The organism is Leifsonia araucanica (genome assembly GCF_051161895.1).
Classification (GTDB): Bacteria; Actinomycetota; Actinomycetes; order Actinomycetales; family Microbacteriaceae; genus Leifsonia.
The window spans coordinates 970,079-983,107 of record NZ_JBMBTW010000002.1; the positions used below are offsets into that span (position 1 = coordinate 970,079).

Below are 13,029 nucleotides of genomic sequence, written 5' to 3' on the forward strand. Positions count from 1 at the left end.
AACCATGCGTTCCAGGCTCAGGGTCGGCCTTGCCACGACCTTCACACTCGTGACGACGGTCGGTCTCGTCGTGGCTGGAGCTCAGCTCCCCGCCACGGCGGCGCAAGAGCCGTCGCCGTCACCGTCCAGCACATCCACGTCTCCGCCGGCTCCCGCAGCCGGTTCGGAGGCGGCACCAACCGCTGCTCCGACCGCGCAGCCGACACCGGCACCCACATCGGATGCGGCACCCGCCACTCCACCGGCCGCAGCCCCGGATGCGAGCGCGCCCGCAGCGCCAGCACCCGCAACAGCGCCCGGTTCGACCGTCGCGGCCGATCCCGCCCTCGCGGAGATGAACGCAGCCCGCAACCACTCGATGGGTTCGACGTTCTCGCTCAGCGGTGCTGCCGCCGACGCGGCGGCGGGCAACGACGCGGGAAGCCAGGCGCGCACCTTCAGCGCTGCGGCCACCACGTTCCCGCCCGGCGTCCGCGGTCTGGACGTCAGCGGCTGGCAGACCAACATCAACTGGAACCAGGTCTGGGCGGACGGCGGACGCTTCGCGTACATCAAGGCGACGGAGGACCTCGACTACAAGAGCAGTCAGTTCTCCACGCAGTACAGCGGCGCGTACAACGTCGGCATCATCCGCGGCGCGTACCACTTCGCCACGCCGAACACCTCGTCGGGCGCCGCGCAGGCGCGCTTCTTCGTGCAGAACGGCGGAGGCTGGTCGGCGGACGGCCGCACCCTGCCCCCGCTGCTCGACATCGAGTTCAACCCGTACGGCGGCAGCAACACGTGCTGGGGCCTGAGCGCTCCGCAGATGGTCGCCTGGGTCGCCGACTTCGTGAACACCGTCACGGCGATGACCGGCATCGCGCCCGCCATCTACACGAACACCAACTGGTGGAACCTGTGCACGGGCGGGAGCGCGGCCTTCGGCGCGTACCCGCTGTTCGTCGCCAACTACTCCAACATCAGCACCCCTCCGCTTCCGCCGGGATGGGGCTCGTACACGATCTGGCAGTTCGCGAACGGCGTCGGGCCGTTCCCCGGAGACCAGGATGTGTTCAACGGCTCGCTGAAGGACCTGCAGGCGTTCGCGCTCGGCAACCGTCTCGCGGGCGCTGACGCGTTCGGCACGAGCGCGGCCCTCTCGTCCACCTTCTCCCCCGGCGTCCCCGTGGCGTACGTGGCGTCCGGATACAACTATGCGGACGCGTTGGCCGGCGGCCCTGCTGCAGGTAAACAGCGCGGACCCGTGCTGCTCGTGCAGCCGTACGGCGTCCCCGACGTGATCGCGACGGAACTCAAACGCCTGAGACCCGCACGCATCGTGGTGCTCGGCGGTCCGACGGCGATCTCGGACGGCACCGTGTCCGCGCTCCGCGCATACACGTCCGGCGGGGTCACCAGGCTGGCGGGCTCCGACCGGTTCGAGACCAGCGTCGCCGTGTCGAAGAGCGCCTTCGGGGCGAATCCGTCCGTCGCGTACATCGCGACAGGGATGAACTTCCCGGATGCCCTCACCGGAGCCTCCGTCGCCGCGGGCTCCGCGCACAGCGGGCCGCTCCTGCTCGTGACGAGTGTGAGCATCCCGCCCAGTGTCGCGGGCGAGCTGCAGCGGCTGCGTCCGGGCAAGATCGTGGTGCTCGGCGGGACGGACGCGATCAACACGTCCGTCGAGGCGGCGCTGAAGTCGTACACATCCGGCTCCGTCACGCGCATCTCCGGGGACGATCGGTACATCACCAGCGCGAAGGTGTCCCAGGCGAACTTCGCGCCAGGCGTCGCCGCCGCGTACATCGCGGTCGGGACGAACTTCCCCGACGCGCTCTCCGGGGCTCCGGTCGCGGGGATCGCGAACGCGCCGGTGCTGCTCACCCAGTCGACGGCCATCCCGCAGTCGATCGCCGCTGAGCTGACCCGCCTGAAGCCGAAGAAGATCGTCATCCTCGGCGGTTCGGCTGCCGTCAGCGCTTCGGTCGCCGCAGCGCTGAACGGCTACGTGGTGAAGTAGGGCTCCGTCCGGTCACGCCGGGCTCTGAGCGCGCATCCGGATGTTCCGGCGGCGCGCCAGGGTCCGGCGTTTCCGTGCCCGGCCCGGAGTCACCGGCCCGGTCCAGTGGCCGCGACGGCGATGCGTCAGATGCGGGCGCCGACGACCGTCGCCGCGAAGCGCCGTGCCCGCTCGGCGAGCCCGGCGATCCTGTCGGCGACCACCGTGTCCGCGTCGAAACCGACGTACGCGGGAGGCGGCGTCCTCCGCACGTTCTCGCTGCACTCGAAGCCGCCGCACAGCATCGTGCCCACCGTGTCGCCGTTGCGACCGGCCTGGCCGGCCCTCCTGGCCACGTAGAGGTACACGTCGCGGGTGGCGTGCACATCCTGGCACCAGCCGCACATCGATGGTGCGTGCGACCGCATCGACGCGTCGGAGGCGCGCAGCACGATGCCCACCGGGCCGTTCTCGGTCGGCACCACCACATAGCCGCGCTGCGGGATGCGCGGGTCGCGCCAGCCGAGGTACTCCCGCCTCGACCAGTCCACCTCGTGCATGCCGGGCGGCAACGGCAGCTCGGCCGCCTCGCTCCTCGAACAGTTGACGAACGACTCCCGGATCTGCTCCTGGGTCAGTGTCTCCATGCGCACCTCCGGATTCCATGCTCGCACAGCTTGACCCTGACCCAGAGGTCACGGTCTAGCCTCGCCGCATGACAACAGTCAACGCCGTCACAGACGCCACATTCCCGGATGCCGTGCTCGCCGCATCCGGAACCACCATCGTCGAGTTCTGGGCGGAGTGGTGCGGCCCATGCCGCGCGCTCGGCCCCATCCTGGAACAGCTCGCCGACGAGCACGCCGACCGCATCAGCATCGTGAAGATCAACGCGGACGACAACCCGCATGCCTCGGCCACCTACCGTGCGATGTCGCTGCCGGTGATGAAGGTCTTCCAGAACGGCGAGGTGGTGAAGACCATCGTCGGGGCGAAGCCGAAGCTGGCGCTCGAGTTCGAGCTGGCCCCCTATCTGGCGTAGGTCTCCGCTCAGGTGAGGTCGTCGAACGCGCCGCTCACCCAGCCGATGTAGCGCTCGGCCGAGCGCAGCACGGCCGCGCGGGCATCCACGGGCACCACGTTGCCCAGGTTGCCGTACAGCCGGTCGAACGGCCGTTCGCAGACCCTGTCGGCCGTCCGTCGCACGACGGCGGCCGACAGCGGGATCGCATTCGGGAAGCTGCGCATGAACGTCACCCAGCGCTGCGACGGGCCGGGGAACACGGTGTCGCCGGCGAGTACCACCCCACGGTCCCAGTGCACGATCGCGCTGCCGGGGAAATGACCGCCGATCGTGCGCAGCGTCACGCCGGGCAGCACTTCCTCGTCTCCGCTCCAGATCCGGATGCTCGGCTCGTCCCGCTGCACCCAGTCGCGGTCCGCGGTGTGAACCAGCACGGGCGGGTCGCCGAGCATCCTGGACCAGGAGGTCTGCGCACCGAACATGTGCGGGTGACTGGTGGCGATGACCGCGACGCCGCCGAGATCCTGCACGGCAGCGGCCGCCGCTTCGTCGACGTAGCCCGTCGGGTCCCAGAGCAGGTTGCCCTCGGGCGTGCGCAGCAGCATGCTCTGCTGGCCGATGCCGATCTTGGGCTCCGACCGCAGCGCGTACAGATCGGACTCGAGCTCGGTGACGGTCACCCGCTCCCCCGCACGCTGCAGCGCCTGCAGCGACGTCCACTCCTGCCCGCCGGGCGGCACGTACTGCCGCTCGTCCTCGCAGATCGGGCACAAAGCGGGAGGTTCGTCTCCCGCGGGGAACTCCACGGCGCACGCAGCGCACAACCAGTCGACCACCCTGCGACGATACGCCGCAGCAGGCGACCTGCGGAATACCCGGATCGGGGGCATGATTGTGTTCACTGTGAAACGCATCGGATTCCTCTCCTTCGGCCACTGGCAGCCGATCCCCGGCTCTGTGTCGCGCACGGCGGCGGACGCTCTGCAGCAGACCATCGAGCTGGCGGTCGCCGCCGAGGAGGTCGGCGTCGACGGCGCGTACGTGCGCGTGCACCACTTCGCCAGACAGCTGGCGTCTCCGTTCCCGCTGCTCGCGGCGATCGGCGCCCGCACGAGCACGATCGAGATCGGCACGGGCGTGATCGACATGCGCTACGAGAACCCGCTCTACGCCGCGGAGTCCGCAGCGGCAGCCGACCTGATCAGCGGCGGGAGACTGCAGCTGGGCATCAGCAGGGGGTCACCGGAGACGGCGCTGCACGGCTACGAGTCGTTCGGCTACGTGCCGGCGGACGACGAATCCGACGCCGACATGGCGCGCCGCCACACCGAGGTGTTCCGCGCCGCGATCGCCGGGGCCGGGATCGCGATGTCCAACCCGCAGATGACCGGCGTCTCGCAGCCGCTCGCCATCGAGCCGCGCTCTCCCGGCCTGGACGAGCGCATCTGGTGGGGTGCCGGCAGCCGCGCCACGGCGGTGTGGACGGCCGAGCAGGGCATGAACCTGATGAGCTCCACCCTGCTCACGGAAGACACCGGGGTGCCGTTCGACCAGCTGCAGGCCGAGCAGATCCGGATGTTCCGGGATGCCTGGCGCGACGCAGGTCACGAGCGCGAGCCCCGCGTCTCGGTCAGCCGCAGCATCATCCCGATCATCGACGACGAGACCCGCCGCTACTTCGGCGCGAGCGCCGTGGCGGAGTCGAGCGACCAGGTCGGTCACCTCGACGGAGGACTCGCCCGATTCGGCCGCAGCTTCGTCGGCGAACCGGACGTGATCGCGGCCGAGCTCGCAGCGGACGAGGCCGTGCAGGCGGCGGACACGGTGCTGGTGACGGTGCCGAACCAGCTGGGCGTCGAGTTCAACGCGCGCATCCTGGAGTCGATCGTGCGGGACGTCGCGCCGGCGGCCGGGTGGCGATGAGCGGTCGGCGATGAGCGGCGAGCGGCTCATCCCGCGGCGCACCCCCGAGTCGCGGGCTGTGACGGAGCGGGTGCAGACCGTGCTCGGTCTCACGTCGCGGCTCAACGCTCTTCCGTTCACGGACGAGTCCGGGCGGGCGGCGCTGCTGAGCGAGATCATCGGCGGCCCGCTCCCCGCCGGGCTGACCGTCTATCCCCCGTTCTACTGCGACCACGGACTCGGGCTCACCCTGGGTGAGCGGGTGTTCGTGAACCAGAACTGCTCGTTCTACGACATCGGCGGCATCACCATCGGCGACGGCACGATGATCGGCCCTGGCGTCACCCTCAGCACGGCCGGGCATCCCGTCGCGCCGTCCGAGCGCTACGACGGCATCACGGCCGCGCCCATCGTGATCGGCGCAGAGGTGTGGATCGGCGCGAACGTGACCGTGACGCCCGGGGTGACCATCGGTGACGGCGCCGTGATCGGGGCGGGCGCGGTGATCGCGAAGGACGTCGCACCGCGGACCGTCGTCACGGCGGGCAGCCAGGTGGTGCGGAAGGTCCTCTAGCGGCCCGCCGTGCGCGTCACAGCTCCTGCCGCCGGAACAGCCCGGCAGCGCCCAGCACCGCCAGCACGGCGACGGCCAGCGAGATGAGCACCGACCACAGCACGGCGTCGCCGTCCGTGGGCGCCCCGGCCGCCAGCGACGTGGCCTGGCCGAGCAGCCCGGCCGGCGACCAGTCGGCGAGCGGCTTCCACACGCCGGCCACCGAGATCACCGCGAACAGGCCGAGTCCAGCGCCAGCCGCGCCCGCCGCCGACGGGATGAGCACCGAGAACAGGGTCATCACGGCCAGGTAGAACACCGCGAGCACCAGCCAGACCAGCGCCGACGACCACAGCGCGCCTCCCGGAGCCTCGCCGAACACGGCGGCGGTCACCGCCCAGGTCACGAGGGTGCCGGCCACCAGCAGCACCGCGAGGTAGACCGCGTTGACGATGGCCTTCACCACCACGAACGCCACCCGCGACACCGGCTTGGTGAGCACGAGGATCGCCGTGCCGCCGCGTCGCTCGCCCGACACGATCCCGCCGTAGATGATGACCAGGGCGAAGATCCCGATCTGGCCGAGGTTCTTGATCCACTGGCCGTATGCGTCGAGCACGGTCGGAGGCGGCAGCTTCAGGGAGGAGAACTGGTTCCCGGCGACCGCGGCGAGGATCTCCGGAGTGTACTTGGCGAGCAGTGGACCGGTGAGTGCGAAGAGCAGCAGGATGGCCGGGAGCACGAAGACGCGCCAGGTGCGGAGGATCTCGAACGCCTCCTTGCGGGCGAACACGAGGGCGGAGCGCATCAGGCCACCTCCCCGACCAGCTCGACGAACACGTCTTCCAGACCGGGTTCGACCGCCTCCAGCCGCACCAGCCCAGCGTGCTGCGCGGCGACGAGCGCCGGCAGTTCGCGCTGTGCGGCATCCTGGTCGGCAACCAGCACCTCGATGGCGCCGTGCCCGCCACGGGAGACCGACGCGGCCCACGGCTGCGCCGTGATGGCGGCGGCCAGCACATCCGCACCGTCCGTGACCTCGAGCACGATCCGGTGGCCGCTGTGGCGTTCCTTCAGCTCGTGCATGCTCGACTGGGTGAGTACGCGCCCGTGGTTCAGGATCGCGACGGTGTCGCACACGCGCTCCACATCGCCCAGGATGTGCGAGGAGAAGAAGATCGTCGCCCGGCCGCGCAGCGCGTCGAGCATGTCGAGCACGTCTTTGCGGCCGATGGGGTCGAGGGCGCTCGTCGGCTCGTCGAGCAGCAGCAGCCGGGGCGCGTTGATCAGCGCCTGCGCGATCCCGAGCCGCTGCTTCATCCCTCGCGAGTACCCGCCGATCCTGGTGGTCACCCCGGCGAGCCCGGCGATGTCGAGCAGCATCGCCGTCCGCTGGTACAGGATGCGGTGCTCCAGCCCGAACAGGCCGCCGACGAACCGCATGAACTCCGGCCCCGTCATCCACTCGTAGAAGGCGGGAACATCCGGCAGGAAGCCGAGCTGCGCGCGTACGGCATTGCCCGCCGTCGCGACGTCCTGGCCGAGCACCCGCACCGTCCCGCTGGTCGGCCGGGCGAGGCCGGTGACGATGCGCAGCGCCGTCGTCTTTCCCGCACCGTTCGGACCGAGGAAGCCGAAGATCGAGCCGTCGGCGACGCTCAGGTCCACGGCGTCGAGCGCGCGCTTCCCGCCGAACTCCTTGGTCAGCCCCACCAGCTCCAGCGCGGCGCTCATGCGTCTCCCCCATCGTCTCGGCTGTCGTCCCGTGTGCCGTCTCGCCTGCCGTAGAGGGCGTCGGCGACCTCGGCCATCGTCACCCTGGCCACCGGAGCCAGCACCGGCTGCTCCTGCGCCACTCGCAGGCGCCCGACGACGAAGTACAGGATGGGCCCGATCAGGTTGACGAGCACGATGATCGCCACCCACACCCACTTGTTGCCGAACGCCACGGCGGCCGTCGGCCTCCGCACCAGATCGACCAGCGCCCACACCAGCAGCACCAATTGCGCGGCCAGGACGATGCCCAGGATCACGAGCACGGCCACGGGCAGCGAGCCGATGTCCAGATTCACATGCACCGTCGATCCCTCCACGATTGTTCTCGAATGCGAGAACATTATCACGAGCGAGAACAAAACCTCTAGACTGAACAGATGAACAGCTCGGAGCTCCTCCTCCACCCAGTGCGGCTGCGCATCGTGCAGGCGTTCCTCGGCGACAGGACGCTCACGACCGCTCAACTCGCCGAGGAGCTCTCCGACGTGCCGACGGCGACGCTCTACCGCCACGTCTCCCTTCTCAGTAACGCGGGCGTCCTCGAGGTGGTCTCCGAGCGGCGGGTCCGCGGCGGGGTCGAGCGCACCCTCGCCCTCCGCGTGGATGCCGCACGCGTCACGCCGGACGAGCTGGCGACCCTGAGCACTGAGCAGCACGCCGCGATGTTCCGGGCGTACATCGCCCACCTCCTCACCGCGTTCGACGAGTACCTGGCCGCCGGGACGCCCGACCTGGTTGCCGACGGCGCCGGGTACAGCATGTCCGGGCTCTGGCTGAGCGACGCCGAGTTCGCCGAACTCGGCGCGGAGCTCGGACAGGTCTTCGCCTCCCGGATCGGAAACACCCCGACCGACGACCGGCGGCTCCGGATGTTCGCGAGCGTGGTCATCCCGCAGGATGTACCCCGGAATGAGGGTTAACGTCCCCCGCACCTCCTGCCACAATGGGACTGCTGCACACCCGAAATGACAGCGCCTTATTCGCTTGACGAAACAGGAGAGGGGTGTGCGTGCGTATCCGAGGCATCAGGTCGGCCATCGCCGGTGCAGGCTTCGTCGTTCTGGCGGCCGCCGTGCTGACACCCGCCGCCGCGAACGCGGTCTCCAACGTCTCCGAGGGCTCGTCGCCATCCGCGATCACCAGCGTGTGGGCGTGGGGCAACCCCATCGACCCGGCGACCGACGCCCGTGGCCTCGGCCAGCAGCAGTTCCAGCCGGATGCGCTCGCCGCCTTCGCCGCTGAGCATCACCTGACCAGCGTCTACCTGTCCGTGCCGTGGGCGCCGCAGGAGGGCGCGTTCGCCACCTGGCTGCCCCAGGCCGTCGAGGCGCTGCACGGTGCAGGCGTGACGACCGTCGCCGCGCTCGGCGGGGATCCGGAGTGGGCCAGGCAGCCGCAGCTCGCCGCACAGTGGACCCACGATGCGCTCGCCACCGCCGACTTCGACGCGATCCAGTTCGACGTCGAGCCGTGGGCGTCTGCGGCAGGCGAACCCGACCTCGGCGTGATCGTGCCGCAGCTGAGCACGATGTTCGACGCGGCGGCCGCCGTCGCGAACGGCACGCCGATCGGCGCCGACCTGCCCTGGTGGCTGGAAGCGAAGCCGTACGGAGCCTCCACGGCGTTCGACAGCCTGCTCCCCCACCTCGACACGGTCGCGATCGTCGCGTTCTCCGATCACGCGCCGGGAGCCGACGGGATCGTCGCGCTCGCCCAGCCGGCCGCCACCGCTGCCGCAGCGCGCTCCGTGCCGTTCACCGTCGGCGTCGAGACGGACACGCCCGCCGTCGCGGGAGGGCCGCAGTACACGTTCGGCGACGACACCGCCGTCGCCCTCGAAGCCCAGACGGCGCTGGCGCGGCAGCAGCTCTCCGGGATCGCGGGATACCGCGGGGTCACCGCGGAGCACCTGCTCGCCTGGCAGGCGCTGATCGCGCAGTAGCGGCAGTAGCGGCGCCCGCCCGGCCCGGCCCGCTCAGCCGTCCGCTGCGGCGCGCAGGGCGGCGATGTCCAGCTTGCCCATGCTCAGCATCGCCTGCACGGCGCGATTCGCCCTCGCCGGGTCCGGGTCGCTCAGCAGCTCGTCCAGGGCGGACGGCACGATCTGCCAGCTGAGGCCCCACCGGTCTTTCAACCAGCCGCACTGCCCGGGCTCTCCCCCGTCGGAGGTGAGCGCATCCCACAGCCGGTCGACCTCCGCCTGGTCGTCGACGGTCACCGAGAACGAGAACGCCTCCGTGAACGCGAAGATCGGGCCGCCGTTCAGCGCCATCACCTCCACGCCGTCGAGTTCGAACCGCACCCTGGACACCCCGGCCGCCTGACCGGGCGCATCCGGCGCGAACCTGCTGACGTCCAGCATCCGCGAGTTCGGGATGACGGAGACGTAGAACTCCGCCGCCTGCTCCGCCTGGTCGTCGAACCACAGGAAAGGACTGACTCGGGACATCGTGGGCTCCTCTGCTCGATCTGCACTGGCTGAACTGGCGCCCATGCTACTAGCGGGCGGGTAACGTAGCGATGTGTTCACGAGCTATATCGCCGTCGGCGACAGTTTCACAGAGGGTGTCGGAGACGAACTGCCGGACGGCCGCACGCGCGGCTGGGCCGACTTCGTCGCGCTGGGGCTGGCCATCGCGGCCGGCAGGGACGGCGAGGACGTGCGCTACGCCAACCTCGCCATCCGGGGGCGCAAGCTGAGCCCCTTGATCGAGGAGCAGCTGCCGCCCGCCATCGCCCAGCACCCGCAGCTGATCAGCCTGAACGGCGGAGGCAACGACATCATGCGGCCCCGCGTCTCCATCGACGGCGTCGCGACCCAGCTGGTGGATGCGGCGAAGCGCGTCACGGCGGAGGGCATCCACCTGCTGTTGCTGAGCGGCGCGAACCCGTCGGCGCACCTGCCGATGGGCGGCCTGGTGCGCCGCCGGGGCAACGAGCTGGCGGATGCGGTGCGCGGCCACCTCCCGCTCGAGAACGTCACCTTCGTCGACAACTGGGCGGACGAGACCCTCTGGGGCCTGCGCTACTGGTCGCCGGACCGCCTGCACCTCAACCCGCTCGGCCACGCGCGCGTCGCGAGCAACGTGCTCACCGCGTTCGGCGTCCCCGTTCCCGCGGAGTGGGGCGTGGAGGAGGTCGCCGCCGCTCCGCCGGGAGAGCGGTCCCGCCGCACCGCGGACTACTACCGCCGCTACGTGCTGCCGTGGATCGGCCGCAGGCTCACCGGCCGTTCCTCCGGAGACGGCCGGGCGGCGAAGATCGCCGAGCTCACCGTCGTCGATCCGACGGCGGCCTCCCCGCTCTGACCGCGCAGGTCGTCCTCAGCTCTCAGTCGTTGTCGCCGCCCGTCGTGTCGAAGCGCGTCGTCCGTGTGCCGCCCGCCCAGGTCCACTCCGCGACCTCGGGGATGTCCTCGCCGTGCGCCCGCGTGTACTCGCGGGCGGCGATGCGCGCATCCTGCATCTCCTGGCGGAACGCACCCTCGCGGGCGGCGAGGCCCGGCACCCGGTCGAGCACGTCGATCACCAGGTGGTACCGGTCCAGGTCGTTGAGCATCACCATGTCGAAGGGCGTCGTGGTGGTGCCCTCCTCCTTGTAGCCGCGCACGTGCAGGTTGTCGTGGCCAGACCGCCGGTAGGTCAGGCGGTGGATCAGCCACGGGTAGCCGTGGTAGGCGAAGATCACCGGCTTGTCGGTGGTGAACAGGGCGTTGTACGCGTGGTCGTTGAGGCCGTGCGGATGCTCGCCCTCGCTCTGCAGCCGCATCAGGTCGACCACGTTGACCACGCGCACCTTCAGCGACGGGATGCGCTCCCGCAGGATGGACGCGGCGGCCAGCACCTCCAGGGTCGGGATGTCGCCCGCGCAGCCGAGGACCACATCCGGTTCATCGCCGTCCACCTCGGTGCCCGCCCAGTCGAAGATGCCGATGCCGCGGGTGCAGTGGGCGATCGCCTCCTCCATCGTCAGCCAGTTCGGCGCCGGCTGCTTGCCGGCGACCACCACGTTCACGTAGTCGACGGAGCGCAGGCAGTGGTCGTACGTCGACAGCAGCGTGTTCGCGTCGAACGGCAGGTACACCCGCACGATGTCGGCCTTCTTGTTGACCACGTGATCGATGAAGCCGGGATCCTGGTGGGACGCCCCGTTGTGGTCCTGCCGCCAGACGTGCGAGCTGAGCAGATAGTTGAGCGACGCCACCGGCCGCCGCCACTCGATCTCCCTGGACGACTTCAGCCACTTGGCGTGCTGGTTGAACATCGAGTCGACGATGTGGATGAACGCCTCGTACGAGTTGACCACCCCGTGCCTGCCGGTGAGCAGGTAGCCCTCCAGCCAGCCCTGGCACTGGTGCTCGCTGAGCATCTCCATCACCCGTCCGGAGCGGGCGAGGTGGTTGTCCTCGTCGATCGGCCAGAACTCGGCGTTCCACTGCTTGGCGGTCACGTCGTAGACGGCCTGCAGCCGGTTGGAGGCCGTCTCGTCCGGCCCGAACAGGCGGAAGTCGCGCGGGTTCGCCTCCATCACGTCCCTGAACCACTCGCCGAGCACCTTCGTCGCCTCTGCCACGGTCTCGCCCGGCGACGGAACATCCACCGCGTACTCCCGGAAGCCGGGCAGCCGCAGGTCGCGCCGTAGCAGACCGCCGTTGGCGACGGGGTTGGCGCTCATCCGCCTGTCGCCGGCCGGCGCGAGCGCGGTGACGAGCTCGACCGGGGCTCCCGACTCGTCGAACAGTTCCTCCGGCCGGTACGACGCCATCCAGCTCTCCAGCAGGCGTGTGTGCGCCTCGGTGTCGCGGGCGTCGGCGAGCGGCACCTGGTGGGAGCGCCAGTTGTTCTCCGCCGGATGCCCGTCGATCTCCTTCGGGCAGGTCCAGCCTTTCGGCGTGCGCAGGATGAGCATCGGCCAGGCCGGCCGCTCGGTCAGCTCACCCGCCGCGGCGGCGGCCTTGATGCCCGCGATCTGGTCCAGGATGCGGTCCATCGTCTCCGCCATCCGCTCGTGCACGGCGCGCGGGTCCTCCCCGTCGAAGCCGCCGGAGACGAGGTACGGCGTGTGGCCGTATCCCCGCATCAGGTCGAACAGCTCGCTCTCCGGGATGCGCGCCAGCACGGTCGGGTTGGCGATCTTGTAGCCGTTGAGGTGCAGGATCGGCAGCACGACGCCGTCGGTGACGGGGTCGAGGAACTTGTTCGAGTGCCAGGCGGTGGCGAGCGGGCCGGTCTCCGCCTCCCCGTCGCCCACGACGGCGGCGACCAGCAGGTCCGGGTTGTCGAACGCCGCGCCGTACGCGTGCGAGAGCGCGTAGCCGAGCTCGCCGCCCTCGTGGATCGACCCCGGCGTCTCCGGAGCGGCGTGGCTCGGGATGCCGCCGGGGAACGAGAACTGCCGGAACAGGCGGCGCAGCCCGTCCGTGCTCCTGTCGATGGCGCTGTAGATCTCGCTGTACGTGCCGTCGAGGTAGGCGCTCGCCACCACTCCTGGACCACCGTGGCCGGGGCCGGCGACGAAGATCGTGTCCAGGTCGCGCTCCTGGATCACCCGGTTCAGGTGCGCGTAGATGAAGTTCAGGCCGGGCGTCGTGCCCCAGTGGCCGAGCAGCCGCGGCTTGATGTGGTCGCGGGTCAGCGGCTCGCGCAGCAACGGATTGTCCAGCAGGTAGATCTGGCCGACCGAGAGGTAGTTGGCGGCTCGCCACCACGCATCCAATCGGTCGAGAGTCTCGGGAGTGAGCGTAGTGGTCGGTGTCGTCACAGGATTCCTTCCCCTCGCTCGGCATCCTAC

Annotated in this window: 14 protein-coding genes; 7 read left to right on the plus strand and 7 right to left on the minus strand. The window is 70.3% G+C overall.

Annotated elements, in window-relative coordinates:
* The first annotated feature begins 4 nt into the window (after positions 1-4).
* Complete coding sequence (locus ACN6M5_RS04665) at positions 5-2,005, plus strand: cell wall-binding repeat-containing protein (RefSeq protein WP_434948688.1); 2,001 nt, start codon at positions 5-7, stop codon at positions 2,003-2,005.
* A 125-nt stretch (positions 2,006-2,130) separates the two neighbouring features.
* On the opposite strand, the gene ACN6M5_RS04670 is transcribed toward ACN6M5_RS04665, so the two are convergent.
* Positions 2,131-2,631: an FBP domain-containing protein gene (locus tag ACN6M5_RS04670; RefSeq protein ID WP_085367689.1), complete on the minus strand. Its 501-nt coding sequence runs from the start codon at positions 2,629-2,631 to the stop codon at positions 2,131-2,133.
* A gap of 68 nt (positions 2,632-2,699) precedes the next feature.
* Between ACN6M5_RS04670 and ACN6M5_RS04675 the strand changes: the two genes are divergently transcribed.
* On the plus strand, positions 2,700-3,026 hold the full coding sequence (locus ACN6M5_RS04675; RefSeq protein ID WP_434948690.1) for a thioredoxin family protein: 327 nt from the start codon (positions 2,700-2,702) through the stop codon (positions 3,024-3,026).
* 8 nt (positions 3,027-3,034) lie between these two features.
* Here the strand turns inward: ACN6M5_RS04675 and ACN6M5_RS04680 are convergent, their stop codons facing one another.
* Positions 3,035-3,844 (minus strand): MBL fold metallo-hydrolase, encoded by an 810-nt coding sequence (locus tag ACN6M5_RS04680; protein ID WP_434948692.1) that lies wholly within the window; start codon positions 3,842-3,844, stop codon positions 3,035-3,037.
* 52 nt (positions 3,845-3,896) lie between these two features.
* Between ACN6M5_RS04680 and ACN6M5_RS04685 the strand changes: the two genes are divergently transcribed.
* The gene (locus ACN6M5_RS04685) at positions 3,897-4,931 is read left to right on the plus strand and encodes an LLM class flavin-dependent oxidoreductase (protein ID WP_434948694.1); all 1,035 of its coding nucleotides are present in this window, start codon (positions 3,897-3,899) and stop codon (positions 4,929-4,931) included.
* Positions 4,932-4,941: 10 nt separating this feature from the next.
* Entirely contained in the window at positions 4,942-5,484 is a 543-nt protein-coding gene (locus ACN6M5_RS04690) for a sugar O-acetyltransferase (protein WP_085367693.1), read from the plus strand.
* Between the two features lie 16 nt (positions 5,485-5,500).
* On the opposite strand, the gene ACN6M5_RS04695 is transcribed toward ACN6M5_RS04690, so the two are convergent.
* Genes ACN6M5_RS04695 through ACN6M5_RS04705 form a run of 3 tightly spaced genes read right to left on the minus strand, consistent with a single transcriptional unit; the run spans position 5,501 to position 7,541 of the window.
* Positions 5,501-6,271, minus strand: a complete 771-nt coding sequence (locus ACN6M5_RS04695; RefSeq protein WP_434948695.1) for an ABC transporter permease — start codon at positions 6,269-6,271, stop codon at positions 5,501-5,503.
* Complete coding sequence (locus tag ACN6M5_RS04700) at positions 6,271-7,197, minus strand: ABC transporter ATP-binding protein (RefSeq protein ID WP_434948697.1); 927 nt, start codon at positions 7,195-7,197, stop codon at positions 6,271-6,273. Before ACN6M5_RS04700 ends, ACN6M5_RS04695 begins: the two co-directional genes overlap by 1 nt.
* The gene (locus ACN6M5_RS04705; protein ID WP_434948700.1) at positions 7,194-7,541 is read right to left on the minus strand and encodes a PLD nuclease N-terminal domain-containing protein; all 348 of its coding nucleotides are present in this window, start codon (positions 7,539-7,541) and stop codon (positions 7,194-7,196) included. The genes ACN6M5_RS04700 and ACN6M5_RS04705 overlap by 4 nt, the downstream gene beginning before the upstream one ends.
* Before the next feature lie 75 nt (positions 7,542-7,616).
* Here ACN6M5_RS04705 and ACN6M5_RS04710 point away from each other — a divergent pair, with 75 nt between their 5' ends.
* A complete protein-coding gene (locus tag ACN6M5_RS04710) occupies positions 7,617-8,159 on the plus strand; it encodes a helix-turn-helix domain-containing protein (RefSeq protein WP_434948702.1) in 543 nt (180 codons plus the stop codon).
* Between the two features lie 89 nt (positions 8,160-8,248).
* Positions 8,249-9,181, plus strand: coding sequence for a hypothetical protein (locus ACN6M5_RS04715; protein ID WP_434948704.1), 933 nt, complete (start codon positions 8,249-8,251; stop codon positions 9,179-9,181).
* Positions 9,182-9,214: 33 nt separating this feature from the next.
* Here the strand turns inward: ACN6M5_RS04715 and ACN6M5_RS04720 are convergent, their stop codons facing one another.
* Entirely contained in the window at positions 9,215-9,688 is a 474-nt protein-coding gene (locus ACN6M5_RS04720; protein ID WP_085367698.1) for a VOC family protein, read from the minus strand.
* Positions 9,689-9,761: 73 nt separating this feature from the next.
* Here ACN6M5_RS04720 and ACN6M5_RS04725 point away from each other — a divergent pair, with 73 nt between their 5' ends.
* Positions 9,762-10,547, plus strand: coding sequence for an SGNH/GDSL hydrolase family protein (locus ACN6M5_RS04725; protein WP_434948706.1), 786 nt, complete (start codon positions 9,762-9,764; stop codon positions 10,545-10,547).
* 22 nt (positions 10,548-10,569) lie between these two features.
* Here ACN6M5_RS04725 and ACN6M5_RS04730 read toward each other — a convergent pair whose 3' ends face one another.
* Positions 10,570-12,999, minus strand: a complete 2,430-nt coding sequence (locus ACN6M5_RS04730; RefSeq protein ID WP_434948709.1) for a phosphoketolase family protein — start codon at positions 12,997-12,999, stop codon at positions 10,570-10,572.
* Between the last annotated feature and the right edge of the window lie 30 nt (positions 13,000-13,029).

Excerpts from the sequence above, each read along its gene's own strand:
- ACN6M5_RS04720 (WP_085367698.1), bottom strand. The coding sequence starts at position 9,688 with ATGTCCCGAGTCAGTCCTTTCCTGTGGTTCGACGACCAGGCGGAGCAG.
- ACN6M5_RS04695 (WP_434948695.1), bottom strand. The coding sequence starts at position 6,271 with ATGCGCTCCGCCCTCGTGTTCGCCCGCAAGGAGGCGTTCGAGATCCTC.
- ACN6M5_RS04700 (WP_434948697.1), bottom strand. The coding sequence starts at position 7,197 with ATGAGCGCCGCGCTGGAGCTGGTGGGGCTGACCAAGGAGTTCGGCGGG.
- ACN6M5_RS04710 (WP_434948702.1), top strand. The coding sequence starts at position 7,617 with ATGAACAGCTCGGAGCTCCTCCTCCACCCAGTGCGGCTGCGCATCGTG.
- ACN6M5_RS04670 (WP_085367689.1), bottom strand. The coding sequence starts at position 2,631 with ATGGAGACACTGACCCAGGAGCAGATCCGGGAGTCGTTCGTCAACTGT.
- ACN6M5_RS04685 (WP_434948694.1), top strand. The coding sequence starts at position 3,897 with ATGATTGTGTTCACTGTGAAACGCATCGGATTCCTCTCCTTCGGCCAC.
- ACN6M5_RS04675 (WP_434948690.1), top strand. The coding sequence starts at position 2,700 with ATGACAACAGTCAACGCCGTCACAGACGCCACATTCCCGGATGCCGTG.
- ACN6M5_RS04665 (WP_434948688.1), top strand. The coding sequence starts at position 5 with ATGCGTTCCAGGCTCAGGGTCGGCCTTGCCACGACCTTCACACTCGTG.
- ACN6M5_RS04690 (WP_085367693.1), top strand. The coding sequence starts at position 4,942 with ATGAGCGGCGAGCGGCTCATCCCGCGGCGCACCCCCGAGTCGCGGGCT.